The following is a 25599-nucleotide window of genomic DNA, read 5'->3' as shown; positions in this document are numbered from 1 at the left end:
TCGACGTCGTCGACATTGACGTTTAGGATGTCGAACGTTCAACCGGAAGCCGTTTACCGGTGCATTCGGGCACGCCTGCAGGGGCGCGGCACCGCGAACCCGGCACGACATGCCGTGCGATGACAATCATCAGGGCGTGGTGCGCGATGACGTTCAGATCCCACACATAGCGCAACCGGCCGGCCATGCGCTGCGCATGGTCAATAGAGCAAACTGCCGACGGTAAATCCGCCGCGTACAGTGGACAATGTGTTTATCCGGCTTCAGCCACGGAGTGTCCATGAAAGCTCAGCGTCGGCGTCCCCCGCAGTTTCCCGGCGAGCAGCCGCATGCCGAATGGCGCGATCACACGCTGCCATTCGTGCTCGTGGCCGCGCTCGTCGTGCTGGCGCTCACGCTGGTGATCTGGCTGGTCGACCCGGCACCGCCGAAGACCATCACGATGAGCGCGGGCCCGCGCGACAGTTCGTTTCTCATCACCGCAAACCAGTACAAAAAGATCCTCGCCCGCAACGGCGTGCGGCTGAACGTGCTGGAATCCGACGGTTCGGTGCAGAACCTGCAACGACTGCTCGACCCGAAACAGCATGTCGATATCGCGCTCGTGCAAGGCGGTGTCGCCGGCGGGCTTGACACGTCGTCGCTGATGTCGCTCGGCAGCCTTTTCTATATCCCGGTGGTCGTGTTCTATCGCGGTACCGGTGTGACCCAGCTTTCACAACTGGAAGGTAAGCGCATCGCGATAGGCCGCGAAGGCAGCGGTACGCGCCTGCTGTCGCTCAAGCTGCTGGATGCAAACGGCATCGGGCCCAGCGGCGGCACCGTGCTGGTGCCGAGCGACGGTTTGCAGGCCGCCACCCAACTGGTCTCGGGCGAGGTGGACGCGGCGATCCTCAGCGGCGACTCGGCCACGCGCAGCCTGATGCTGCGCCTGCTCAAGGTGCCCGGCATTTCGGTGATGAATTTCGAAGAAGCGAGCGCGTATACGCGGCTCTTTCCGTACCTCGATCAGATCGACCTGCCGCCCGGCGTGCTGGATCTGAAGTATCGGATTCCGCCTGAAACGGTGCATCTGATCAGCCCGACAGTCGAACTCGTCGCGCGGACCAATCTTCATCCGGCGATCTCCGACCTGCTGATCGAAGCGGCGCAGGACGTGCATGGCATGCCGGGGCTGTTGCAGCGTGCGGGGCAATTCCCGAATCCGACCGCTCATGAATATCAGATCAGCGAGGACGCGCAGCGCTATTACAAGACCGGCAAAAGTTTCCTGTACCGCACGCTGCCATTCTGGCTGGCGAGTATCGGCGACCGCACGCTGGTGCTATTGCTGCCGGTGGCGGTGCTGCTGTTTCCGGCCATGCGTGTGATTCCCGCGCTCTACCGCTGGCGCGTGCGCTCGCGCATTTATCGCTATTACGGGTCGTTGATTGCAATCGAACGCGACGCGCTCGCCGATTCGACCGACGAAGAGCGCAAGCAGCTCTTCGCTCAACTGGATGAAATCGAGGCGTCGTTGAACCGGTTGCGCATGCCGCTCGCCTACGCCGACGCGTTCTATGTGCTACGCGAACACGTCGGCTTCGTGCGCAGCCGGCTGGCGGCTGCGGAGCGGCAAGGCAGCACCCCATAGCAGGGGTGGCGAGGACTTTATGCTTCGGGTGCGGCCGGGGAATTGGCCGGCGAGTTGGCGAGCGCGGCAACCGTTTCGTTGGACACGGCCGCCTCAGCGGCGTTGGCCTGCGGCTTGCCATCGCTGTCGGACGCATCCGGCGTGGTCGCCGCTTCGGCCACATTGGGCGCTGCGCTCGTCGCTTCAGTTGCCGCTTCGGTTGCGCCTTCAACCGCAGACGCACCCGCCGCTGCCGCCTTCGGCGCGCCCTTGCCTGCCCGATGCGCCTGCAGACGCTGCGCGCCCGCCGCTTCCTGCGCGGTGACCTGGCCTGCGGCTGCGCCCGTCAGATCGACGCGTGCCGCGCCTTCGACGAGACACTTCCAGTAGCGGCTGCCGCGGCACCACGTCTTGATCGCGTCGCGCAACTCGGCTTCGCTCAGCGACAGTTCCTTCGCATGCACGACGAGGTCTTCGAAAATGCCGACCTTCAACGGCAGCTTGGGCGCCGGATTCTTCGGGAAGGCGATGGGGAAGCGCTTTTGCAGACGCCCGATCGATTTCACCACCGGGTCGACCGGCTTGGCGTCCACCGCCGGCTTCGCTTGCGCGCCCGCTGCGGGCGCGTCGCGACGCGGCTGCGCGGGCCTGCGGGCAGGCTTCGCGCCCGGCCTGGAACCGGCCTTGGAATCGGCTTTCGAAGCAGGCTTGGATGCCGGTTTGGCATCGGACCTGGCGGCAGGCGCAGCTTCGGCGCGTGCCGCGGCCAGTTGCTTCTTCAGTTCAGCGAGTTGTTCGAAACCCATAGCGCACAATCAATCGAGAAAGACGAGATTGTAGCAGCGTGTGGCAATGCGCTCGTGACAATGCCATCGGGACACAAACGCGGGTAGCCGCGAGGCGATGAGCGACCTAGGTTCCGGCTCGCGCGTCTCGCGTTGACGCTGACCCGGTGGCGGGCAAATCTGCCGCTTCATGGGCCCGCTTTACAGGGCCGCTTTACGGGCCCACTTTACGGTTCCATTCCACGGCGCCGTTTGAATCTGCGCGCAGACCCCCCAGCCCCCGCGACCAGCATGTGCGCGCCCACCGCCGCGCGCCCTTCCCCAGCCTCGTCAGACTCTGACGGCCACAGGCGCCTCGGCATCGTGCGCCTTCAGACCGAACACCGCCACGCACAGGCCCGGCCGCCCCTCGTTATTGCGCAACGACAGTCCCAGCTGATGCCGCTCGGCGATCCGCGACACGATCGCGAGGCCTAGCCCGCTGCCGTCGCCGCGCGCTTCCTCGCCGCGATAGAAGCGGTCGAACACGCGCTCGATCTCGGCCTGCGGAATGCCCGAGCCATTATCGACGACGTCGAACCCCACCCGCGCGCCCGCCCGCTTGAGGATCACATCGACACGGCCGCCGCGCGGCGTGTGCCGGATCGCGTTATTGATCAGGTTAGCTAACATTACGCCCACGCCGTGCGGCTCGGCGAGCACCGTGTAAGCGTCGTTGGGCGTGCGCGCGTCTTCGCATTCGAGCCCGAGATCGATCTCCGCCGATTCCGCCAGCAGCGACAGGTCGCCCACCACCTGCTCGCCGATCCGGCGCAAGCTGACCGGCACCATCGACGTCACCGGCTGCGCGTCCTCGCGCGCGAGGGTCAACAACTGCTGCACCAGATGAATGATCCGGTTCACGCGTCCCTCGACTCGTTCGAGCGTCTGCCCTTCGCCCTTCAACGAGCCGTCGCGCGAAGCCGCCTGCAATTGCAGCTTCAGCGCGGCGAGCGGCGAGCGCAGCTCGTGAGCGGCATCGGCAATGAACGTGTGCTGCGCCTGTGACGCGGTATGCAGCCTTTGCAGCAGATCGTTGAGCGCTTCCACCAGCGGCTTGATTTCGACCGGCACGGTGCCGTCCAGACGCAGCGGTTCGAGCGAGTCGATCGAACGCGTCGATAGCGCGCGAGACAGGCCGCCGATCGGCGCGAGCCCGCGCGCGACCACCAGCAGCACCAGCACGATCGTCACCGGGACCAGCACGCCGAGCGGCCACAGCGTGTGCAGCGCGAGCCGCAGCGCGAGGTCCTCGCGCACCGAGATGGGCTGCGCGACCTGCACATAGCGCTCTTTCTGCTGCACGCCGAAGGTGCGCCATTGCGAGCCGCCCCGCTCGACCATGCTGAAGCCCTCAGGCAGCCGCTCGAACACCGGCGCCTCCATCGAGTGATAGATCTGCTCGCCGCCCCGATCCCAGATTTCGATGACGACCCGGTCGTCGGCCAGTCCGCCGAGGTCGGGGTGGCGATGCTCGCCGTCGCCCGCGCCGTTCAGGTTCGACGGCAACGACACCGCGATCGTGCGCAGTTCGTAGTCGAACAGTTCGCCGGCTTCCTGCCGCGCCGTCTGAAAGATCCCGAAGGCGGCCACGGCCGAGGCCGCCGCCATGCCGAAGATCAGCCAACCCAGCAGCCAGCGGCGAATCGACCTCATCAGCACCTCTTCAGACGGTAACCGACGCCGCGCACCGTGACGACCTGCTCCGCGCCGATCTTGCGCCGCAAGCTGTGCACGTGAACCTCAATCGTGTTGCTGCCTACTTCCTCGCCCCAGCCATACAGCTTTTCTTCGAGCTCGGCCTTCGTGAACACGCGGGTGGGCTCTTCGATCAGCGCCTGCAGCAGCGCGAACTCGCGCGGCACGAGCGGCAGCGGCGTACCGTCCTTGGTGACTTCGTGCGCGGCGGGGTCGAGCGTGAGTTCGCCGTGCGCATAGATGGGCTGCTTCTGGCCGGTGCGCCGGCGCAGCAGCGCGCGCACACGCGCGGCGAGTTCGTCGAGGTCGAACGGCTTGATCAGGTAATCGTCGGCGCCGGCGTCGAGGCCGCGAATCCTTTCGTCGACCGCATCGCGCGCGGTCAGGATGATCACCGGCGCGGTGCCGCCGCGCTTGCGATACGCGTTGAGCACTTCGATGCCGTCCTTCTTGGGCAGGCCGAGATCGAGCAGCACGAGGTCGTACACGTCATTGTCCAGCGATAGTTCCGCCGCGCGGCCGTCTTCAGCCCAGTCGGTCGCATAGCCGGAGCGGCGCATCGCGCCCTGCACCGTTTCCGCAATCATCTCGTCGTCTTCGACCAGTAGCAGGCGCATGGCCTTTTCTCCGTCCAGTTTTTTTCCCGCCCATTGTCCAGGCCGCCAGCTTAACGCTTCCTTAATGCTTCCTTAACACTTCCTTAGCGCAGCCTTATGGGCGCGTTGCAGCGGGCCGATGCGACGCCGTTGGCCTGCTTAATTTGAAGTTAAGCGTGACTTAAGCGCTCCCTGCGCAAACTCGGCTCCACTTTGCCGCGGCATCCGCTCGCGGTTGCGTCAATTCTTCATTCAGGAGCCGGATTTTGCCCGTTTTCGATGCCGCCACGGCGGCCTTCCCTGCGGCACCCCCAGAGAATGCCGTCACCCGCGCGTCAGTGGGCGCGCGCCGTGCGCCACGGCTGCGCGCGCTCGTGGCCCTCGCCGCGCTGCTGCTCGGCGGCTGCGCGTGGTATCACCGCGAGCCGCTCGCGCCGCGCGACACGTCCACCTCCGCACATTCGCTCGAACGCATCCAGATCGACGCGTCGCGCATGCCGCTGCCCGAGCTGGCCGCGCATCGTTTCGATCCGTCCGACGGGCTCGACATCGACGAAGTCGCGATGCTCGCGGTGGCCAACAATCCCGAGCTCAAGCTGGCCCGCGGCGATCTCGGCATCGCGCGTGCTCAAGCCTACTCGGCGGGCCTGCTGCCCGACCCGCAACTGAGCGTGTCGAGCGATTACCCGGGCGCCGCCGGCACCACGCGCGCATTCAATTATGGCTTGAGCATCGACGTGATGGCGATCGTGCTGCGCAGTGCGAACCAGCAGTCCGCCGACGCCACGGTTGCCAAAACCGATCTCGGCCTGCTCTGGCAGGAATGGCAGATCGTCGCGCAGGCGCGGCAGTTGTTCATCAAGACGCGCTTCCAGCAGGACACGCTGCCGCTGCTGCAGCAACAGCGCGAGCTCGCGCGCACGCGCTACGAACGGATGGCCGAAGCACGCCGCGACGGCAACCTCACCGACGACACGCTGAGCGCCGCACTCACCGCGTATAGCGACGCGCGCAAGCAAGCCACGGACGCCGAACGCGCCGCGCAGCAGACGCACCACGATCTGAACGCATTGCTCGGTCTCGCGCCCGACGTCCAGTTGCCCCTGCGCGGCAGCGACGACATCGCGCCGCTGAGCGACCCCACGCTCGACGGCGCGCTCGCCTCGCTCGCACAACGCCGCCCGGACCTGATCGCGCTGCAGGCGGGCTACGAGGCCCAGGAGCAGAAGTACCGCGCGGCGATTCTGAGCCAGTTTCCCAGCCTGTCGGTGGGCTTCGTGCGCGCGCGCGACACGTCGAACATCTACACCAGCGGCTTCCAGATCAACCTGAGCCTGCCGATCTTCAACCGCAACCAGGGCAACGTCGCGATCGAAAAGGCCACCCGGCAGCGGCTGCGCGACGAATATCAGACGCGCCTGAACCAGGCCTACGCCGACGTCGCGCAGATGCGCGCGGATCTCGCGATCCTCACGCGGCAATTGCAGCAGACCGAAAGCGCGCTGCCCGAGGTCGATCTCGCGGCCCAGCATGCGGCCGCGGCCTATGCCGAACACAATCTCGCGCTCGGCGCGTACACCGACGCGCAAAGCGCCGCGCTCGCCAAACGTGTCGACGTAGCGACACTGCGCGAGTCGCTCGCCGAACAGCGTGTCGGCTTGCAGGCGCTGCTAGGCAGCGCGATTCCCGACGCCTTCACCTCCGCTCAGACCTTCATCGACACTCATGCGAAATAGTCCATTCCCAAGCTCACGGCCGCGCGTCGCCGCTGTGGCGACCGCGCTCGCCTGCGCCGCGCTGCTATACGTGGCGGTCCACGCCGTGAGCGCGGCTCATGCAGCCCGCGCAAGCGCGGCCCCCGCCGACGACGCCGCCAATCAACCCGCCGTATCCGTCCAGACCGTTCGCGTGCAACGCGCCGAAATCGCGCAGCCGGTGCGCGGTTTCGGCATCGTCGCCGCGTCTGCCTCCAATCTCACGACCATCAATCTGCCCTACGTCGCACGCATCGTGCAGATGCGCGTGCAGTCCGGCCAGCGCGTCACGCGCGGCACGCCGCTGTTCGTCGTGCAGGCCGATCCCGCCGCCGTGCTCGCCGCGACCCAGGCGAAGAGCGCCGTGACGCTCGCGCAAGGCGAGTTGACGCGCACGCAGTCGCTGTATGACAAGGGGCTCGCCACGCAGTCGCAACTCGCGGCCGCCCGCAAGGCTGCCGACGACGCGCAACAGGCGCTTGCTGCGCAAACCCAGACCGGCGTCGCGAGCGGCAACAAGGTCGTGACCGCGCCGCTCGATGGCGTGGTGCTGCAACTGTCGGCGGCGCAAGGCGACCAGGTGCAGGCCGGCGCGCCGATCCTGCAACTGGCCGGCGGCAATGCGAAAGACACGCGCGCGAACGTAATGCTCGGCGTCGAACCGTCGGACGCTGCCGCGATTCACGCGGGCGACTCCGTCACGCTGCGCGGCCTCTCGAGCGCACTTGCGAACACGCCGGTCAATGGACGCGTGGTGCAGGTCGGCGCCGCGATCAATCCGCAGAGCCAACAGGTTGACGTCGGCGCGAACGTGCCGCTCGGTGAGAGTGCATTCATTCCGGGCACGCGCGTGAGCGCCGAGATCGCGACCCGCAGCGGCACGCATTGGGTCGTGCCGCGCGCGGCCGTGCTCAAGGACGACAGGAGTGCGTACGTCTTCCAGATCACGCCGCAAAACAAAGCGCGCCGCGTCGCCGTAAGCGTTCAGATCGAGAACGGCGAGCGCTACGGTGTGGACGGCCCGATCGATGCCGCCCAAGGGCTCGTGGTCAGCGGCAACTATGAACTGAAGGACGGCATGGCGGTGCGAACCGGCGGAGGCGCACCGCGATGAACTTCGGTCAATGGATGCAGACGCACCGCCGCTCGCTGCTGTTCGTGATCGCGCTGCTGGCGATCGCGGGCGCGCTGACGGCGTTCCGTCTGCCGATCTCGCTGTTTCCAAACGTCGCATTTCCGCGTGCGGTGATCTCGCTCGACGCGGGCGACCGCCCCGCCGAACAGATGGCGACGCTCGTGACGATGCCGGTCGAGGAAGCGCTGCGCCGCGTGCCGAACGTGCGCGACGTCGAGTCGACCACCAGTCGCGGCGCGGCGGAAATCTCGCTGAACTTCGACTGGGGCACCGACATGGCGCAGGCCACGTTGCAGGCGCAGTCGGCCATCAGCGAGATTCTCGCGACGCTGCCGCCCGGCACCTCGATGCAGGTGCGGCGCATGGACCCGACCGTGTTTCCGGTGCTCGCGTACAGCCTCACGTCGACGCAGCAGTCGCTGTCTGCATTGCACGATCTCGCGCAGTTCCAGATGCGGCCGTTGCTGTCTTCGGTGGAAGGCGTGGCGCGGGTCGACGTGACCGGCGGCGCTCAGGACGAGTTCGAAGTCGCGGTCGACCCCGCGCGCCTCGCCGCGTACAAGCTGTCGCTCGCCGACGTATCGAAGGCGATCGGCGCGCACAACGTGCTGATGGCCAACGGCCGCATTGAGGACCACGACAAGCTGTACCTCGTGATCACCAACACCACGATCACGCAGCTCGATGAACTGCGCAACGTGGTGGTGTCCGCGAGCGGCGCGGCGCAGGTCCGCCTGGGCGACGTCGCGACGGTCCGCCAGGGCGTCGTGCCGCAGTGGATGCGCGTCACCGCCGACGGCCAGGACGCCGTGCTGCTCAACGTCTACCAGCAGCCCGGCGCGAACAGCGTCGCGATGGCGAAGGCGATCCGCGCGAAACTCGCCGACTTCCAGCATCAGATGCCGCCGGGCGTGCATCTGTCGAACTGGTACGACCAGAGCGAACTGGTCATCGCATCGGCCACCAGCGTGCGCGACGCGATCATGATCGGCGTCGTGCTGGCGGCGCTCACGCTGTTCGTATTCCTGCGCAACTGGAAGATCACCGCGATCGCCGTGGCGCTGGTGCCGGTGGTGATGGCCGCGACGATCCTGCTGCTCGACGTGTTCGGCATGGGCTTCAACATCATGACGCTCGGCGGCATGGCGGCCGCGGTCGGCCTCGTGATCGACGACGCGATCGTGATGATCGAGCACATCGTGCGGCGCATGCGCGAAGCCGGCTCGCGCGCGTTTCACGGCCGCGTGATAGCCGCGGCGCTCGAATTCACGCGGCCGCTGGCCGGGTCCTCGGCGGCGACGCTGATCATCTTCGTGCCGCTCGCGTTCCTGTCGGGCGTGACGGGCGCGTTCTTCAAGGCGCTTTCAGTGACGATGGCGAGCGCGCTGTTCATTTCATTTCTCGTCACCTGGCTCGCGGTGCCGATTCTGTGCGACCGCTGGCTGAAACCGAAAGACGCCGAAGAGCATGCCGAAACCCGCTTCGCCGCATGGCTGAACCGGCGTTACGCCACGCTGGTCGAGCGCGTCACGACAAAACCCGTGCTCGTACTGCTCGGCGTCCTGCCGTTGATCGTAGTGGCCGCGTTCGCGTTCACGCAGGTGGGCAGCGGCTTCATGCCGAGCATGGACGAAGGCGGTTTCGTGCTCGACTATCACACCGAACCGGGCACCTCGGTGACCGAAACCGATCGGCTGATGAAGCAGATCGAGAGCATCATTCGCGCGAATCCGAATGTGGCGACCTATTCGCGCCGCACCGGCGCGGGTCTCGGCGGCGACCTGAACGAGCCCAACAAAGGCGACTTCTTCGTGCGCCTGAAGTCCGGCCAGCGCGAGCCGATCGACACGGTCATGGAAGAAATCCGCTCGCAGGTCGAAGCGCAGGTGCCCGGCGTCAATATCGAACTCGCGCAGTTGATGGAGGATCTGATCGGCGACCTGACGGCGGTGCCCCAGCCGGTGCAGATCAAGATCTTCTCCGACGACGCGAACACGCTCGACACCACCGCGCGCAAGGTCGCCGCGCGTATCGGCAAGATTCAGGGCGTGGTGGACGTGAACGACGGCATCAATCCCGCGGGCGACGCGCTCGAATTGCATATCCTGCCGGCCGCGGCCGCCGCCGAGGGCATGGACCCGCAGTCGATTGCGCAGGCCGTGTCCGACATGGTCGAAGGCAATGTGGCGACGCAGTTCCAGAGCGGGCCGAAAACGGTCGGCGTGCGCGTGCGGGTGGACGGCGCGTTGAAACTCACCGATACGCAACTGGGCCAGTTACAGATTCGCGCGCCGGACGGCCATCTGTTCGCGCTGAACCGCGTCGCCGATCAGGTGAAGGTGACGGGCCAGCCTGAGATCAGCCGCGACAACCTCAAGCGGATGGTCGCGGTGACCGCGCGCATCGACGGGCGCGATCTCGGCTCCACCATCGCCGACGTGCAGAAGGCGCTCGGCGAAGCCAACCTGCTGCCGACGGGCGTCTACTACGAACTGGGCGGCTTGTACCAGCAACAGCAGATCGCGTTCAAGGGGCTGCTGACCGTGTTCGGCGCGGCGATTGCGCTGGTGTTCGGCCTGCTGCTGTTTCTGTACGAGCGCTTTCGGGTCGCGCTGGCGGTGCTGGCGATGCCGCTGCTGGCGGCGGGCGCGGTGTTCATCGGCCTGTGGATCACCGGCATCGAGTTGAACATCTCCGCGATGATGGGGATGACGATGATCATCGGCATCGTCACCGAAGTGGCGATCTTCTATGTGTCGGAATTGCAGGGCCTCGTGCGTGACGAGGAGATGCCGTTCGACGAAGCGTTGCGTAGCGCCGGCCGCAATCGCCTGCGCCCGATCGCGATGACGACGATCGCCGCGATCCTCGCGCTGCTGCCTTTGGCGTTCGCGCTCGGGCAAGGCTCGGCGATGCAGCAGCCGCTCGCGATCGCGATCATTTCCGGGCTGATCGTGCAGTTGCCGCTCGTCTTGTTGCTGCTGCCGGTGCTGCTGAAGCTCTTGATGAAGAAGCAGCCGATATAACGCGCAGCTTTTGCCGCACACGCGCGGGTGCACATCGTGTGGGTACGTCCACGCCGGTCTCGTGGACGTACCCGCCCGCAGTCAAACACCCCCGTTATTACATGCGCTGCGTCAACACGTCCGCAAATCCGCCGACCCGCGCGCCCGACGCGCGAATCGCGGCGGCCACCTTCGGCGAGAGCAGCGCCTGCAATTCATCGGCATGCCGGTAGTCGCGCATGCCGTCACTCAACGGCAGTTCGCCCGCCAGCGCGGGATGGCAATAGATCTCGCCGACGCCATGCGGCAGCGCGCTCAACGCCGCGAGCCACGCCGCTTCGTCCATCCGTCCGCTGCCGGCGATCCCGAGCACGTAGTCGTTGTGCACGATCCCCGCGCGATCGAGGCGCGCCCTCACCTGCGCGATCCACGGCTTCAGCCAGAGCGGCGCGTTCGCTTCGAACGGCAGGCGCATCGCCTGCATGCCGTACTCGCGGCCGATCGCGAGGATCAACCCGAGCACCGTCGGGTGCAGATGAAAATGCTTGTGTGTGTTCACGTGATCGAGCGTCAACCCGGTTTGCGCGAAGGCGTCGAACTGCGCGCGGATTTCGCGCGCGAGTTGGCGGCGCACTCGTGGCAGGAAGAAAAAGCGCACGCCGTCGCGCACCATGTTGTCGCCGAAGCGGCCGTGCTCGTCGAGCAACGCGTGAATCTCCGCGCGCGGCAGCAGCGCGGCGCCGTCGGCGAGCACCAGATGCAGACCAACCCGCAGGCGCGGCAGCGCGCGGGCGCGCGCCACGGCGTCGCTTGCAGCCGGCGCGCCGATCATCAAGCTCGCCGCGCTCAACACGCCGTCACGATGCGCGCGCTCGACGGCCAGATTCACGCGCGGATGCAGGCCGAAATCGTCGGCGGTGACGATCAGCCCGCGTGGCCTAGCCGCCATCCGACACCTCCATTGCATCCATCACGTTCACGTGCCCGCTGCGCGCCGGCGCCGCAGCCGACGTGCCGAGCGGCACACGCACGCCGCGCCAGGTCACGTGCGAGCCGAACGCGCCGGCGCACCATTGCAACGCCAGCAACGTATCGCGTAGCGGCACGAGCGGCAGATCGCGCCAGAACGTGCGCTCATGCCGCGCGGCGCGCAGATGCAGCAGTAGGCGCGCGCCGAACCCGGCCGCCGTGGCGGCGGCGCTCGCCAGTGCGACCGCGCTGTGCGCCCCGTGGCCCTGGCACGTCGTGAGAGCAAAGCTGAGCCACGCGCCAACCAGCAGCCACGGCGTTGCAAACGTGATCGCCAGCGACGCGAAGCCCGACGGATTCACCGAGCGGATCGTGCGCAACCAGCGGGTTTCACGTTGCCATAGCTCGCCGAAGGTCGGCTCGATCACATCGGTGGCCACCACCACGCGCGAGAGCACCGTTTGCAAGCCCAGCGCCCGCACGTGTTCGGCGAGCCAGTAATCGTCCGCGAGACAGTTTTTCAGCGCGTCGAAGCCGCCGATGCGTTCAAGCGTCGCGCGGCGCAACGCGAGGGTCGCGCCGAAACCGAAGCGGCGCGAGCCGATCGCGTGCGCGACGCGCACCGACGGCGCGAACCACTCGTTGATGAAGAGCGCGCCCACGCGCGGCCAGAATCCGCCGACGCCGCGCGCGACGTACAGACACGTGACGACCCCCACGCGCGGGTCCGCGAGCGGCGCGGCGACGCTGTCGAGGTAATCGGCTGAGACGGCAATATCGCTGTCGGCAATCACGATCACGTCGTAGCGGGCTCGACCCGTCATGTTGATCAGATTGCTGACCTTCAGATTGCTGCCGTGCACGCGCGTATCGATCGCGAACTCGATGTCGTGCGCCGGATAGGCGGCTTGCAAGCGGCGTGCCACCGCGATCGCGGGATCGTGCGGCGACGACACGCCGAGCACCAGTTGAAAATGCCCATGTCGTTGCTCGCAGAAGGTTCGCAGGTTGTCGTACAGACGCGGCTCGGCGCCGCACAGCGGTTTGAGCACGCTGATGCCGACCTGCTCGAATGGATCGGGCCGTTGCGCTGATTGCGCTGATTGCGTCGATTGCGGCGCGCAGACGGGGGCCGCTGGAAAATCAGGGGCGTCCTCCCGATGGGCCGAAGCGTGCCGGCACGTGCCGAGGAACGGCGTCGCCACCACGGCGGTCATCGCGTAGAACGCGGCGCCAATGCAGCCGGTCGACAGAATCCATTGGCATACGGTCCATACATGCGCCGCCATAGCCCGTTTCCGTCAGTGGCCAGCCAGCACGAACGGTTGGCCTGTCAGCCGCAGATGAAGAATGACGAGCCAGCGCCGCGGACAATCCGGCGCGATCTCGAACGGCCGCTCGCAGCGCCTGGCAGGCGTCGTGTGATGACCTTCGACCGCGACCTCGAACGCGGCCTGCGCGAATTCGCGCGTCACGATCACGCCGCCGACGATCACCGCAATCGCGAGCAGCCGGAACGAAGTGGAGCCGAAGTATTGCTGCGACACGGGCAACACCAGCAGTGCAACACAGACGATCGCCTCGGCGCCCACTGCAGTGAGCGAGGCGACCAGCAGATGAGCGCGCAGCATGTCGACGGTGAGTGGCTTCATAATGCGGCCTCGTGACGTGAAGGAACGCACGGCGGGATTTGTCGGCATGGACACTGGCCGGAAAATTTCCGTCGATGTCCTTACGATCGAGTTGCAATTGGCTAACGAACGTGGGCGACGAGCGATGTTGAAAAAAGCGCAGTCAGAAAAAATCAACCCACATCCGTATGCGCGTCACGTGTTCATCATCGCCTCGCGAACCGGGCTGTTGAGGGGCGATACTATCCATTCGAACTGAAGGAAACCTTAAGCATGCGCACGGTATAAAGCAGTCTGATGAAGAGGCTGGTTAAACTGCGGATGCACGATTGGCGCTCGCATAAAAGCGCCTGCCGTCATGCAATAAACATTCGAAACGGACATTTCCCCCATGCGTGTACTCCTCGTAGAAGACGATGATCTGATCGGCTACGGCGTCGAAGCCGGCTTGCGTCAAGCCGGCTTTACCGTTGATTGGGCACGCGACGGCCACAAGGCCGGCCTCGCGCTCGACACCACCACGTATGCGCTGATGGTGCTCGATCTCGGCTTGCCGCGCGTCTGCGGTATGGAACTCCTTCGGCGCTTACGCGACGCCGGCAACGACGTGCCGGTGCTGGTGCTGACCGCGAGAGGCACCGTGGCCGACCGGGTCGGCGGTCTCGAAGCCGGCGCGGACGACTACCTCGGCAAGCCCTTCGACCTGACCGAACTGATCGCGCGTTGCCGCGCTCTGCTGCGCCGCGCGCAAGGCCGCAGTGTCGAGCTGATCCGCTATCAGGACCTGACGGTCAATCCGGTCGCGCAAACGGTGGAAGTGGGCACGACGCGCGTGCCGCTCACGTCGCGCGAATGGGCGATCCTGTTGCAGTTGCTGACTCATCAGGACATTCCGCAATCACGCTCGCAACTCGAAGAAAGCCTGTACGGCTGGCAGGAAGAGATCGAAAGCAACGCGATCGAAGTCCATGTCTCTAACCTGCGCAAGAAACTCGGCGCGGGGTTGATCAAGACCGTGCGCAATATCGGCTACGTGGTGGAGAAAGCGTGATGGGCGCGTCGATTCGCCGGCGCCTCATGCTGCTGGTGCTCGCCAGCATCGTGTTGATCTGGGGCATCGCGCTGGTGTCGAGTTATCGTCAGGCCACGCGTGAAGTCGGCGAATGGGAAGAGGCGCGTCTTGCGGAACTCGCGCAGATTCTCGCGCTGCTCGACCAACGCAATCTGACCACACTCGCCAACGCGCGCATCGACGTGCGCGAAGAAGAAAAAGGCGGCGACCCCGGCGCCAGCGATCTCGACGACGACGACACCCTGCCGCGCGACGCCCTCTTCCAGGTGCGCGGCGCGAACGGCGAGGTACTCGCGGGCAGCCCGCAATTGCATGCGCTCCGCGCATGGGACCTGCCGGTGCCGTCCGTCAGCGGCGCGCGCGACATCACGCTCGGCGGCCAGCGGTATCACTCGTTCACGCTGCGCGACACCGCGCTCGGCCACACCGTGCGCGTGTTCGAACCAGCCAATACGCGCAGCGACCTGGTGAGCGGCGTCGCGAGCCGGATTGCGCGTCCCACGCTGATCGCGTTGCCGGTGCTGGCGCTGCTGGTGTGGTTGAGCATCGGCTGGAGTCTGGCGCCGCTGAAGGTGCTGTCGGGCGCGATTCGCTCGCGCGACGTCAACCGGATGGAGCCGGTCGACATCGGCCGTGCGCCGCTCGAAGTTCGGCCGCTCGTCGATGCGATCAATCTGATGTTGTCGCGCTTGCTGAACTCGCTGGAGCGTGAACGCGCGTTTACCGCCGACGCCGCCCATGAACTGAAGACGCCGCTCGCCGCGATCAAGGTGCAGGCGCAGGTCGCGCTGGCCGAGCCGGACACCGCATTGCAGAGGCTCGCCATGGAGCGCGTGGTGCAAGCCGTGGATCGCAGCGCGCGGCTCGCGGAACAATTGCTGCTGCTAGCGCGTCTCGACGCACATGAAAAATTGTCGGCCGGGCCGCTCAAACTCGCGATGGTGGCGAAGAACACGCTGCGCGCGAACGAGTTCAACGCGCAGCAGAAGAACATCCGCGTGTGGCTCACCGGCGACATGCGCGCCGAGATCGACGCGGAGCCGGTACTGATCGGCATCCTGCTCGACAATCTGCTCGATAACGCGATCAAGTACGGGCACAGCGGCGGCAGCGTCGAAGTCGCGGTCAGCCAGGCCGGCGACCGCGTGCAGATCAGCGTGTGCGACGACGGCCCCGGCGTTGCGCCGGACGACCTCGCCCGCCTGACCCGCCGATTCTTTCGCGCAACCGGCAACGCGGCTTCCGGCAGCGGCCTGGGGTTGTCGATCGCCGCGCGTATCGCCGGGCATTTCGGCGCGCAGCTGAATCTGGCCGCGGGCATTGGCGGACGAGGTCTGAAGGTGGATGTGTCGTTTCCAGCCCATGTGCAGGAGCAGGAGCAGGAGCAGGCACAAGCGCACGCGCACTGACGCTCCTGCACGATGGCCCTCGCTCCGGGTTCGTCTCGCTTAAGGCCTAACGCCGGCCAGTCTCGGTCACGGCAGAGCGCGGCTCGCCCCGTTCCGCGCGCGCTCCCTGCTGCGCCAGCGTGTTTGCGCGTTTCGGCGATTCGGCAAACTGCCACGCGAGCAGCCCCGGCACGAATATCAGCACGTCGCGAATCCGTCGCGCGGCGGCCAGCGCCAGACAGGTGGACGGATCGAGTCCGAGCGCGCCGCCGATCAGAATGAAACCGCCCTCCTGCACGCCCAGCCCGCCAGGCACGAAGAACGCCGCGCTGCTGATCGCCTGGATCAACGACTCGATCACGATCGCTTCCACGAGCGTGATCCGCACGCCGAGAAAATACAGCGCGAGCCAGATTTCGAAGGCCGTCATCAAGGATTGCAGCGCTTGCCAGCCGAACAGATAGCGCAACACCACTGCGCGCCGCCGCCAGATGAGCTTGATCGACTGATCGATCTGCGCGGACTGCCCGGCCAGCGCCGCGAGCTTGCCGCTCGTCATCCGGTTGAGTACACGCGTGATGCGCGCGAACGGATTCGCATGCTGCACGAGCGCGAACAACAGCAGCAGCGGCGCCAGCACCACCACGCCCCATGCGAGTTGTCCCGCGAGGCGCAGCGTGTCGGACTGCGCGTGCGCGAACAGGAAGCCGATGCCGACCATCGTGAACAGCAATTGGCTGATCACCGTGAGCTGCATGTCGACGACGATGCTGCCCACCGCCGTCGAAGCGCGCGTGTCCCAGCGCCGGAGCATGCGGAATGCGACGACTTCGCCGCCGATCCGCGCGACCGGCAGCATGCTGTTGACCGATTCTCGCACCCACACGAGATGCAGCATCCTGAGCACGCTCGGCTGCTGCGCGCCGCGAATCAGCGAGCGCCAGCTGCAGGCGTTGGCCAGCATCGGCAGCAGGTGCACGAGCGCTGCGAGCACGAGGCCGGCGCCCGCGGCCTGCAGCGCGCCGAGCACGGCGCCGGGATTGTCGCGCCACACGAGCCATAGCGAGAGCAGCAAGCCGAGTAGCGCGGCGGCGCGGCCGACATGCTTCATCGCGCGGACACCGTGCGTGCGCGCATCATCGGCGCGATCAATGCCGACGCGAATACGATGCCACTCGCCGCGAATGCAGCCGTACAGTCCGCTGCGCGCGGTTCGAAAAACCCATCTGTCATGACCGCCCTGCCTTGCCGTTCATCCGTTACTCGTCCTGTGGCGCCGACAACAGGCCGTCGCCATCCACCTTGAAGCTGAAGCCCCGCCAGATCACGCGCGACGACCGGAAGCTCGCCACGAAAATCGCAAACGATACGATATCCCATAACGGCAGCACCCAGAGGTCGCGCGGGCGCAGCCGCAACGCGCGGTCGGTGAGCAGTTGCAGCGCGAGCCGCGCGCACATCGCGATGACGGCGAGCGGCCACGCCCAGATCGCGCCGCCCGAGAATGCGACGGCCAGCAGCGCGAACGGCAGCGGATGAATCAGCGCCGAGCCCAGATGGCCGAGCGGATCGATATAACGAATCGTGCGGCTCCAGCGCAGTTCATGCGCGATCAGCTGCGTTGCGCTCGATTCGACGCACGCATGCGAAATCGGAAACGGCGGGATCACGACCTTCTCGCCGATCATGCGCACCGCTTCGCCGATCGCATGATCCTCGGCGAGATGCCGCACGAACGGCGTGAAACCGCCGATTTTGTCGAACGTGTCGCGCCGCATCGCAATGGTCTGCCCGAAGCACGGCCGGGCGAGTCCGACTGCGAGGCCGGTCACCACGCTAGGCAGGAACTGGTAGTTGGTGGCCTTGACCGACAACCGCGGCCAGAAGCCCGGATCGGGCTGTCCTTGATACGCGCAGGTGACGAGCCCCACGTCCGGCTTCTGCAGTTCGCCCATGACGTGGCGCAGATAGCCGGGCGCGACGCTCACGTCGCTGTCGGCGAACACCAGCACGTCGTGCCGCGCCTGCGGCAACATATTGATGATGTTGCTGATCTTGCGGTTCGGCCCGTACAGACGCGCATCGGCGACCACCGTGATGTCGGCGTCCGGATGCAGCCGCCGCAGTTCTTCAACGGCATGCAGCGCGGGGTCGTTCGAGTCGTGCACGCCGAATACGAATTGCACCGGCCCCGGATAATCCTGCTCGCAGAAGCTAGCCAGATTAGCGAGCAGCGCCCACTCGTTGCCGTGCAGCGGCTTGACGATCGTGACTGGCGGAAAACTGGTCGGCATGGACACCGGCCGGGCGAAGAAGCGCCCGATCAGCACGCCGGCCAGCACCGTGTAGCCGATCCCGAATACAGCCGCCGCCGCACACGCGTAGGCCAGCGTGACGGCGAGCAGGTGCGTGGCGCTCACGCCTGATGGGCACGCAGGAAACGGAAGAATTCGACGCCTTCACGCAAGCGCCGTTTCATCATGTCCCAGCTGGTAAACATCTCGCGCAGGATTTCCCAGATCTTCGACGGCCGGAAATAGAAGCGTTTGTAGAAGTTTTCGAGCTGGTGATACATCTCGTCGCGCGACAGATGCGGATAGCCGATCGCCGCCAGCTGCACGCCTTCCTTGCTCACGAGGTTGATGACCTTGTTCTCCGCGAGCCAACCGTTCTCGACCGCCTGGTTGTAGAGCACGGTACCGGGATACGGCGCGGCGAGCGACACCTGGATCGTCAGAGGATTGACCTCTTTCGCGTATTCGATGGTCTTCCGGATCGTTTCCGGCGTTTCGCCCGGCAAGCCCAGAATGAAGGTGCCGTGAACCTTGATGCCGAGCGCGCGGCAGTCTTTCGCAAAGCGCCGCGCCATATCCGTGCGCAAGCCCTTCTTCACGTTCACGAGGATCTGGTCGTCGCCGGATTCATAGCCGACGAGCAACAGGCGCAGGCCGTTCTCCTTCATGATCTTCAACGTCTCGTAAGGCACGTTGGCCTTCGCGTTGCACGACCACGTCACGCCCAGCTTGCCCATGCCGCGCGCGATTTCTTCGGCGCGCGGCCTGAAGTCGGTGAAGGTGTCGTCGTCGAACATGATCTCCTTGACTTCAGGCATGTTGTCGCGAATCCACTTCACTTCCTCGAGCACGTGCTCGGCCGAGCGCACCCGGTAGCGATGGCCGCCGACCGTGTGCGGCCACAGGCAGAACGTGCACCGCGAGCGGCAGCCGCGGCCGGTGTAGAGCGAAACGTACGGATGCTTCAGATAGCCGTTGAAGTAGTTTTCGATCTTCAGATCGCGCTTGTAGACCGGCGCGACGAACGGCAGCTCGTCCATGTTCTCGAGGATCGGACGCGCTTCGTTATGTTCGATCGAACCGTCCGCGGCGCGATAGCTCAAGCCCTTGATCTGCGCGAACGGCACGCCATCGGCGACTTCCTTGCAGGTGAAATCGAATTCTTCGCGGCCGACGAAGTCGATTGCCTGGGTCGCGGTGAGCGAATTGTGCGGATCGACCGCCACCTTCGCGCCGACCATGCCGATCAGGATCGACGGCCTGCGTTCCTTGAGATGCTGCGCGAATAGCGCGTCGGTGGGAAACGAAGGCGTGCTGGTGTGGATGATGACGAGATCGTATTGCTGGGCGAGGTCGAGCGTCTCGTCCACCGATGCCCCATTCGCGGTGGCATCGAAGACGCGGCTGTCGGGAATCAGAGCGGCTGGCTGTGCAAGCCATGTTGGATACCAGAACGACTTGACCTCACGTTTTGCCTGGTAGCGCGAACCTGCGCCGCCGTCGAAGCCGTCGAATGACGGAGCCTGCAAGAACAGAGTTTTCATAGAGACCCTAGCAAGCCTGTGCGGCATTTCAGTTTTCTGTCGAAACACTATCGGGACCGTGGTTCGTGCGAACGCGAACGGGTGGCGCAGATAGTACGGAGCAAAGCTGAAGGAAACCTGATGAATAATACTGCGTTCACGCGATGCGCGGCATGGTTCTGCGTTTTAGTTTCACCTTACGCACAGCTGTCTTTTTTTTATGCTAGCCGGACAAAAATGCGCGGTGATTCGCGGGTCGCCCGTCTCACCGTACAACGTGCCTTGCCCAGTCGAGCCAGCCCAGATTGAGAGCAGCGTTTACCACTACGCCGAGCGCCGACGCGATCGCGGCGATCATCGTCCAGAATGCCGAACGCCGCGCGCTCAGCGCGGACGTATGCGCGGCCGTGGCCGCATCGCGCGATGCGCTCGCCGCCGCTTGCGCGAGATGCGACGACGATTCCATCTGCGCGAGCGACTTCAGCGCGAAGCCGCGCTCTTCGTCGTGCGCGGCGGTTCGCGCTTCGAGATCCTTTTCGAACAGGTAGCGATGGCAGAACGGCGTGAGCGGATGCTCGGGGTTCTGCATGGCGAAGTACCTTGCATACGGTGCGCCGCCGTTGCCGGTTATTTCCTTGTATGCACTGTCTTTGTCCACGACGTCCTCGCTTGCCGACGGGCCGCACCGCGGCCGTTGATCTCATCGTGCCATATCGGCGGAGTGAGGCCGCGGAGTTGGCGGCCACGCGCCCGAATGCCTCCTCGCTCAACGCCATGCACCTCTTGCATTAAGCACACAATTCACCCCGCCTCCATAGCGGCCGAGCTGCTTTGATTGTGACTTTTTATTCGTTCAGTTTCGCGCGGTCATTCACTACATTAAGCGGTCACACCAGACGACTAATCAGGACCATTCGATGACATTCCCGCGGGGTACGGCCAATCTGTCGCGTTCCACTTTCCGGGCGCCGCGTTCGCGGCAAGCGAACCGCGTGCAAGCCGGTTTCGCGTCGCTGCTGGTAGCCGCCACCGCGCTGGCTGCGTTCTTCGCGCCGAACGTCGCACGCGCCGCGCCGCCCGCCGAACTGAAGCTCGACTATGCGTACTACTCGCCGGAAAGTCTGGTGATCAAGCGTAACGGCTGGCTTGAACAAGCGCTGGCGCCGCAGCACACCGACGTCAAATGGGTGCTGAGCCTCGGCAGCAATCGCGCGCTCGAATACCTCAATAGCGGTGCGATCGACATCGGCTCGACGGCGGGTCTCGCCGCCGTGCTCGCCAAGGCGAACGGCAATCCGATCCGCTCGGTGTACGTGTTCTCGCGCCCGGAATGGACCGCGCTGGTCGTGCGCAAGGACTCGCCGATCAAGACCCTCGCCGACCTGAAGGGCAAGAAGATCGCCGCGACCAAGGGCACCGATCCGTTCCTCTTCACGCTGCGTGCATTGCACACGGCGGGGCTGTCGCGCGACGACGTCGAGATCGTCAATCTCCAGCATCCGGATGGCCGCACGGCGCTCGCCAACAGCCAGGTGGACGCCTGGGCCGGCCTCGATCCGCACATGGCTGCCGCGCAGATCGACGATGGCGCGAAGCTGCTATGCCGCAACGTCGATTTCAACACATGGGGTCTGCTCAACGCCCGCGAGGATTTCATCCGCGATCATCCGGAGACGCTCGCGCAGGTGCTGAAGGTTTATGAAAAAGCGCGCGTGTGGATCGCCGCGCATCCGGACGAAACCGCGAAGATCGTCGCGGAGGAATCGAAGCTGTCGCTGCCGGTCGCGAAACTGCAATTGAGCCGCAACGATTTCAGCCACCCTCAGTTGGGCGCGCAGCAGCTCGCCGCGCTCAAGGCGGCCGCGCCGATTCTGGTGCAGGAGCAACTGGTGAAGCCGGGTACGGATCTGAATCAGGTGATCGATGCGTTGATCGATGTGAAATCGGCGCAGCCTGTGTTTGCCGCGAATGGGCAGTGAGCGGTTGCGTGCTTGTGCTTCTCCGGCCGCGTGGCGTACTGGGTTAGCTGCTGCTCCGCGCGCTCAGGGCCATCCATGTATCGCCTGCGGTTGATGCTTCGCCATTTGTCTGGTCGCGGCTGTGTGCCATGCCGTTCGGACGCATAGCCGCTCAACCGCCTATCGGCCATGCGCGGCCGCCAAGCCACCGCACCTTCGTTTCCCCCCTCGCTGACCCACGTTCATGGCCACCGACGAATCGCTCTCCCTGCATCCTCCCACCTACCCCGCCGCCGCTGCCGGCCGCCCGTCGCCGCCGCGCGATCCGCTGAGGCGCTGGCGCATCGCAGGCCTGATCCTGCCGCTCGCGTTCCTCGCGCTGATCGAAGCCCTGGTGCGGGCGTCGATACTGCCGGCGCATCTGGTGCCGGCGCCCAGTTCGATCTTCGAGACCCTCTGGCAGCTCGGCGGCGAGCGTCTTGGCCGCCACCTCGGCGCGAGCACACTGCGGGTGCTCGCGGGTTTCGGCATCGGCGCCGCGCTCGCGCTGCTGGCCGGCGCCGCGATGGGGCTGAGCCGCCGGCTCGACGCGCTGTTCGATCCCGCGTTCCAGGCGTTGCGTGCGATTCCATCGCTCGCGTGGGTGCCGATTCTGCTGCTGTGGATGGGCATCGACGAAGCGCCGAAAATCGCGCTCGTCGCCATCGGCGCGTTTTTCCCGGTGCAACTGAGCGTGGTGGCGGGGATTCGCGGCGTCGATAGAAAACTGCTCGAACTCGGTGAGGTCAACCGCTTGAGTCGCCGCGCGCTGTTCACGCGCATTCTGCTGCCGGCGGCGTTACCGCAGATCTTCACCGGTCTGCGCACCGGCCTGAGCCTCGCGTGGATGTTCATGGTCGCCGCCGAACTGATCGCGGCCACGCGCGGGCTCGGCTATCTGCTCAGCGACGGACGCGAAACCGGCCGCCCCGACCTCGTGTTCGGCGCGATCCTGCTGCTGGCGCTGCTCGGCAAGCTCAGCGACAGCGTGCTCAAGGCGCTCGAAGCGCGCGTGCTGCGCTGGCGCGACACGGCGAACGATCAGGCGGTTTCGGGAGGTGCGCGGTGAGCGCGGTTGAAGTGTCGACGGGGTTGTCGTCCGGGCCGGCCGCGGGAGCGTCGCGGCTGCTGGACGTGCGGGCGGTGAGCAAGCGCTACGACGCGCGCATGGTGCTCGACCGGGTGAGCTTCGCGCTCGGACGCGGCGAGATCGTCAGCCTGGTCGGTCCGAGCGGATGCGGCAAAAGCACCCTGCTGCGCGTGCTGGCCGGGCTCGATCGCGACTTCGACGGCGAACTGCTTCTCGACGCAGTGGCGCAGCGCGGACCGTCGCCGCGCGTCGGCGTGATTTTTCAGGAGCCCCGCCTGCTGCCGTGGCTGAGCGTGGCCGACAACGTCGCGTTTTCAGCCGGTCCGCGCCAGGGCCATGACCCGCGCGTCGCGCGTCTGCTCGAAGAGGTCGGCCTCGCCGGCATAGGCGCGGCGTTGCCCAAGCAGCTCTCGGGCGGCATGGCGCAGCGTGTGGCGCTTGCGCGCGGGCTGTTCCCGCAGCCGGATCTGTTGCTGCTCGACGAACCGTTCAGCGCGGTCGATGCGATGACGCGCAGGCGTCTGCAGGATCTGTTGCTGTCGTTGACGCGCGCGCACGGCACCGCCGCGCTGATCGTCACACACGATCTGGACGAGGCGCTCTATCTGTCGGACCGGGTGCTGCTGCTCAACGCGGCAGGTCCGCATCGCGCGGGGCGGCTGCTGCGCGACGTGGCGGTGACGGGACGGCATCCACGCGAGCGGCGCGACGAAACCCTCGCGGCCCTGCGTGATGAATTGCTCGAAGGAATCGGGGCTGCGGCGGACGGCGGGATTTAAAGAATGTAGCGGCCAAGGGCACGGCTTGACCAGGGCGCAAGTCCCAAGCGTCGGCGTTCGAGCGCCCAGAGGCTGCCTTGAACTCGCGTGCCGGCGTCAGCCGCCACCTTCGCCCATGCGAACCCCACCCACGCTTCACGAAGCAGCCGGCCGCATCTCATCCCGCGTGCGAACCGGCTGCCCCTCTTCCTTCACACCGGCTTGATATCCGCTGCCTGTTTCCCCTTGGGCCCCTGCTTGATCTCAAAGCTGACCTTCTGGTTTTCCTGCAACGATTTGAAGCCCTCGGAGCGAATCTCCGAAAAATGGGCGAAAAGATCTTCGCCGCCGTCATCGGGTGTGATGAAGCCAAATCCTTTCGCGTCGTTGAACCACTTCACTGTACCGGTTGGCATGTCGATTCCTCGTGTGCATCTGGGTTGATTGGAGTTTGTTCGCTGTCTTCGCCTGCCGCGCCGGGAACTTGCCTCGCGCTGCTCTCTCCTGCTTCAGCGCCGTCCGCCGTCGCGGGCCGGGCCTGCTCCCACCGCGGCAACGGCCACAGCCATCTGACTTTACGCCTGTTTGCGCGGCGCTGCTCCTACCGTTTTCCCGGTGCCGCGACAACCGCCCCGCAAGCGGCGTGCCGCGTGCCGCAATCGAGGCGGCGGCCGATGCGATGACGCGCAATCAGATAAGATGATTGCTATCGGCAGTCCATCCATGGCCGCGCAGGTCGGTTTCATCGCTTCAGGATCGCGCGGCCTGTCGTTTTTCCCAACTACAGGAACCCAGCATGGCCATTTCGAGCTATACCGATACCCGACTTCTGATTAACGGCGAGTGGTGTGATGCTGCCAGCGGCAAGACGCTCGACGTCATCAACCCGGCCACCGGCCAGGCCATCGGCAAAGTGGCGCACGCCGGCATCGCCGACCTCGACCGCGCGCTCGAAGCCGCGCAACGCGGCTTCGAAGCATGGCGCAAGATTCCGGCCAACGAGCGCGCCACGACGATGCGCAAGGCCGCGGCTCTGGTGCGCGAACGCGCTTCCGACATCGGCCGCCTGATGACGCAGGAACAGGGCAAGCCGTTCGCCGAAGCGCGCGTCGAAGTGCTGGCCGCCGCGGACATCATCGAGTGGTTCGCCGACGAAGGCCGCCGCGTGTATGGCCGCATCGTGCCGTCGCGCAACCTCGCCGCGCAGCAACTGGTGCTCAAGGAGCCGATCGGCCCGGTCGCGGCGTTCACGCCGTGGAACTTCCCGGTCAACCAGGTGGTGCGCAAGCTCTCCGCGGCGCTCGCCTGCGGCTGCTCGTTCCTCGTGAAGGCGCCGGAAGAAACCCCGGCATCGCCGGCGGCACTGCTGCAGGCATTCGTCGAAGCGGGCGTGCCGGCGGGCACGGTCGGCCTCGTGTTCGGCGACCCGGCTGAAATTTCCAGCTACCTGATCCCGCACCCGGTGATCCGCAAGGTCACGTTCACGGGCTCGACGCCGGTCGGCAAGCAACTGGCCGCCCTCGCCGGCGCGCACATGAAGCGCGCGACCATGGAGCTGGGCGGTCACGCGCCGGTGATCGTCGCTGAAGACGCCGACGTGGCGCTCGCCGTCAAGGCGGCCGGCGGCGCGAAGTTCCGCAACGCCGGCCAGGTCTGCATCTCGCCGACGCGCTTTCTCGTGCACAACAGCATCCGTGAAGAATTCGCCGCGGCGCTGGTCAAGCACGCCGAAAGCCTGAAGCTCGGCGACGGCCTCGCGGAAGGCACGACCCTCGGGCCGCTCGCCAACGCGCGCCGTCTCTCCGCAATGACCAAGGTGCTCGACGACGCGCGCAAGACCGGCGCCAAGGTCGAAACCGGCGGCGAACGCGTGGGCTCGGAAGGCAACTTCTTCGCGCCGACCGTGCTGACCAACGTGTCGCTCGAAGCCGACGTGTTCAACAACGAACCGTTCGGCCCGATCGCCGCGATTCGCGGCTTCGACAAGCTCGAAGACGCGATCGCCGAAGCCAACCGTCTGCCGTTCGGCCTCGCGGGCTACGCGTACACGAAGTCGTTCAGCAACGTGCACCTGCTGTCGCAGCAAATGGAAGTCGGCATGCTGTGGATCAACCAGCCGGCCACGCCTTCGCCGGAAATGCCGTTCGGCGGCGTGAAGGATTCGGGCTACGGCTCGGAAGGCGGACCGGAAGCGATGGAAGGCTATCTGGTCACCAAGGCGGTGTCGGTGCTGGCGGCTTAAGGTTTAGCCGC

At 65.9% G+C, this 25599-nt stretch carries 22 protein-coding genes; 11 read left to right on the top strand and 11 right to left on the bottom strand.

The window, feature by feature from the left end:
• Positions 1 to 280: 280 nt before the first annotated feature.
• Complete coding sequence (locus tag ACZ9H4_RS08045) at positions 281 to 1633, top strand: TAXI family TRAP transporter solute-binding subunit (protein ID WP_476118689.1); 1353 nt, start codon at positions 281 to 283, stop codon at positions 1631 to 1633.
• Positions 1634 to 1650: 17 nt separating this feature from the next.
• On the opposite strand, the gene ACZ9H4_RS08040 is transcribed toward ACZ9H4_RS08045, so the two are convergent.
• The 3 genes from ACZ9H4_RS08040 to ACZ9H4_RS08030 form a co-directional block, all read right to left on the bottom strand.
• The gene (locus ACZ9H4_RS08040; protein ID WP_476118687.1) at positions 1651 to 2418 is read right to left on the bottom strand and encodes a ProQ/FinO family protein; all 768 of its coding nucleotides are present in this window, start codon (positions 2416 to 2418) and stop codon (positions 1651 to 1653) included.
• A gap of 309 nt (positions 2419 to 2727) precedes the next feature.
• Positions 2728 to 4092 (bottom strand): ATP-binding protein, encoded by a 1365-nt coding sequence (locus tag ACZ9H4_RS08035; protein ID WP_408142143.1) that lies wholly within the window; start codon positions 4090 to 4092, stop codon positions 2728 to 2730.
• A complete protein-coding gene (locus tag ACZ9H4_RS08030; RefSeq protein ID WP_408142141.1) occupies positions 4092 to 4751 on the bottom strand; it encodes a response regulator in 660 nt (219 codons plus the stop codon). Before ACZ9H4_RS08030 ends, ACZ9H4_RS08035 begins: the two co-directional genes overlap by 1 nt.
• 245 nt (positions 4752 to 4996) lie before the next feature.
• Here ACZ9H4_RS08030 and ACZ9H4_RS08025 point away from each other — a divergent pair, with 245 nt between their 5' ends.
• The 3 genes from ACZ9H4_RS08025 to ACZ9H4_RS08015 are packed head-to-tail and all read left to right on the top strand — an operon-like array spanning position 4997 to position 10645.
• Positions 4997 to 6466, top strand: coding sequence for a TolC family protein (locus tag ACZ9H4_RS08025; RefSeq protein WP_408142139.1), 1470 nt, complete (start codon positions 4997 to 4999; stop codon positions 6464 to 6466).
• Entirely contained in the window at positions 6456 to 7598 is a 1143-nt protein-coding gene (locus tag ACZ9H4_RS08020) for an efflux RND transporter periplasmic adaptor subunit (protein WP_476118686.1), read from the top strand. Before ACZ9H4_RS08025 ends, ACZ9H4_RS08020 begins: the two co-directional genes overlap by 11 nt.
• Entirely contained in the window at positions 7595 to 10645 is a 3051-nt protein-coding gene (locus tag ACZ9H4_RS08015; RefSeq protein WP_476118685.1) for an efflux RND transporter permease subunit, read from the top strand. Before ACZ9H4_RS08020 ends, ACZ9H4_RS08015 begins: the two co-directional genes overlap by 4 nt.
• 97 nt (positions 10646 to 10742) lie before the next feature.
• Here ACZ9H4_RS08015 and hpnK read toward each other — a convergent pair whose 3' ends face one another.
• The 3 genes from hpnK to ACZ9H4_RS08000 are packed head-to-tail and all read right to left on the bottom strand — an operon-like array spanning position 10743 to position 13245.
• Entirely contained in the window at positions 10743 to 11573 is an 831-nt protein-coding gene (gene hpnK / locus ACZ9H4_RS08010) for a hopanoid biosynthesis-associated protein HpnK (RefSeq protein WP_408324438.1), read from the bottom strand.
• The gene (gene hpnI, locus ACZ9H4_RS08005; protein ID WP_476118684.1) at positions 11563 to 12882 is read right to left on the bottom strand and encodes a bacteriohopanetetrol glucosamine biosynthesis glycosyltransferase HpnI; all 1320 of its coding nucleotides are present in this window, start codon (positions 12880 to 12882) and stop codon (positions 11563 to 11565) included. The genes hpnK and hpnI (ACZ9H4_RS08005) overlap by 11 nt, the downstream gene beginning before the upstream one ends.
• A 12-nt stretch (positions 12883 to 12894) precedes the next feature.
• A complete protein-coding gene (locus ACZ9H4_RS08000; protein WP_476118683.1) occupies positions 12895 to 13245 on the bottom strand; it encodes a hypothetical protein in 351 nt (116 codons plus the stop codon).
• Between the two features lie 16 nt (positions 13246 to 13261).
• On the opposite strand from ACZ9H4_RS08000, the gene ACZ9H4_RS07995 reads away from it, so the two are divergent.
• The 3 genes from ACZ9H4_RS07995 to ACZ9H4_RS07985 all read left to right on the top strand — a co-directional run bounded on the left by ACZ9H4_RS07995 (position 13262) and on the right by ACZ9H4_RS07985 (position 15705).
• Positions 13262 to 13483, top strand: a complete 222-nt coding sequence (locus ACZ9H4_RS07995; protein ID WP_476118682.1) for a hypothetical protein — start codon at positions 13262 to 13264, stop codon at positions 13481 to 13483.
• A 132-nt stretch (positions 13484 to 13615) separates the two neighbouring features.
• Entirely contained in the window at positions 13616 to 14275 is a 660-nt protein-coding gene (locus ACZ9H4_RS07990; protein WP_408142125.1) for a response regulator, read from the top strand.
• The gene (locus tag ACZ9H4_RS07985; protein ID WP_408152671.1) at positions 14272 to 15705 is read left to right on the top strand and encodes an ATP-binding protein; all 1434 of its coding nucleotides are present in this window, start codon (positions 14272 to 14274) and stop codon (positions 15703 to 15705) included. The genes ACZ9H4_RS07990 and ACZ9H4_RS07985 overlap by 4 nt, the downstream gene beginning before the upstream one ends.
• A gap of 46 nt (positions 15706 to 15751) precedes the next feature.
• On the opposite strand, the gene ACZ9H4_RS07980 is transcribed toward ACZ9H4_RS07985, so the two are convergent.
• The 4 genes from ACZ9H4_RS07980 to ACZ9H4_RS07965 form a co-directional block, all read right to left on the bottom strand.
• Positions 15752 to 16795, bottom strand: coding sequence for a flippase-like domain-containing protein (locus ACZ9H4_RS07980; RefSeq protein ID WP_408142121.1), 1044 nt, complete (start codon positions 16793 to 16795; stop codon positions 15752 to 15754).
• A 148-nt stretch (positions 16796 to 16943) separates the two neighbouring features.
• Positions 16944 to 18104 (bottom strand): bacteriohopanetetrol glucosamine biosynthesis glycosyltransferase HpnI, encoded by a 1161-nt coding sequence (hpnI, locus tag ACZ9H4_RS07975; protein WP_408142119.1) that lies wholly within the window; start codon positions 18102 to 18104, stop codon positions 16944 to 16946.
• Entirely contained in the window at positions 18101 to 19522 is a 1422-nt protein-coding gene (hpnJ, locus tag ACZ9H4_RS07970; protein WP_408142117.1) for a hopanoid biosynthesis associated radical SAM protein HpnJ, read from the bottom strand. Before hpnJ ends, hpnI (ACZ9H4_RS07975) begins: the two co-directional genes overlap by 4 nt.
• A gap of 244 nt (positions 19523 to 19766) precedes the next feature.
• Positions 19767 to 20159, bottom strand: coding sequence for a hypothetical protein (locus ACZ9H4_RS07965; RefSeq protein ID WP_408142115.1), 393 nt, complete (start codon positions 20157 to 20159; stop codon positions 19767 to 19769).
• A gap of 259 nt (positions 20160 to 20418) precedes the next feature.
• Here ACZ9H4_RS07965 and ACZ9H4_RS07960 point away from each other — a divergent pair, with 259 nt between their 5' ends.
• The 3 genes from ACZ9H4_RS07960 (at position 20419) to ACZ9H4_RS07950 (ending at position 23367) form a co-directional block, all read left to right on the top strand.
• Positions 20419 to 21480 (top strand): aliphatic sulfonate ABC transporter substrate-binding protein, encoded by a 1062-nt coding sequence (locus tag ACZ9H4_RS07960; RefSeq protein ID WP_476118681.1) that lies wholly within the window; start codon positions 20419 to 20421, stop codon positions 21478 to 21480.
• 223 nt (positions 21481 to 21703) lie between these two features.
• Positions 21704 to 22567 (top strand): ABC transporter permease, encoded by an 864-nt coding sequence (locus ACZ9H4_RS07955; RefSeq protein ID WP_408142110.1) that lies wholly within the window; start codon positions 21704 to 21706, stop codon positions 22565 to 22567.
• A gap of 11 nt (positions 22568 to 22578) precedes the next feature.
• Complete coding sequence (locus ACZ9H4_RS07950) at positions 22579 to 23367, top strand: ABC transporter ATP-binding protein (RefSeq protein ID WP_408142473.1); 789 nt, start codon at positions 22579 to 22581, stop codon at positions 23365 to 23367.
• A gap of 191 nt (positions 23368 to 23558) precedes the next feature.
• Here the strand turns inward: ACZ9H4_RS07950 and ACZ9H4_RS07945 are convergent, their stop codons facing one another.
• Entirely contained in the window at positions 23559 to 23762 is a 204-nt protein-coding gene (locus ACZ9H4_RS07945) for a cold-shock protein (RefSeq protein ID WP_007181784.1), read from the bottom strand.
• A gap of 380 nt (positions 23763 to 24142) precedes the next feature.
• On the opposite strand from ACZ9H4_RS07945, the gene ACZ9H4_RS07940 reads away from it, so the two are divergent.
• Positions 24143 to 25588, top strand: a complete 1446-nt coding sequence (locus ACZ9H4_RS07940; protein WP_121319406.1) for an NAD-dependent succinate-semialdehyde dehydrogenase — start codon at positions 24143 to 24145, stop codon at positions 25586 to 25588.
• The last annotated feature ends 11 nt before the right edge of the window (positions 25589 to 25599 follow it).

The sequence above is a fragment of the Paraburkholderia sp. TE9906 genome (assembly GCF_056279605.1).
This window is presented reverse-complemented; position numbering and strand designations above follow the sequence as displayed.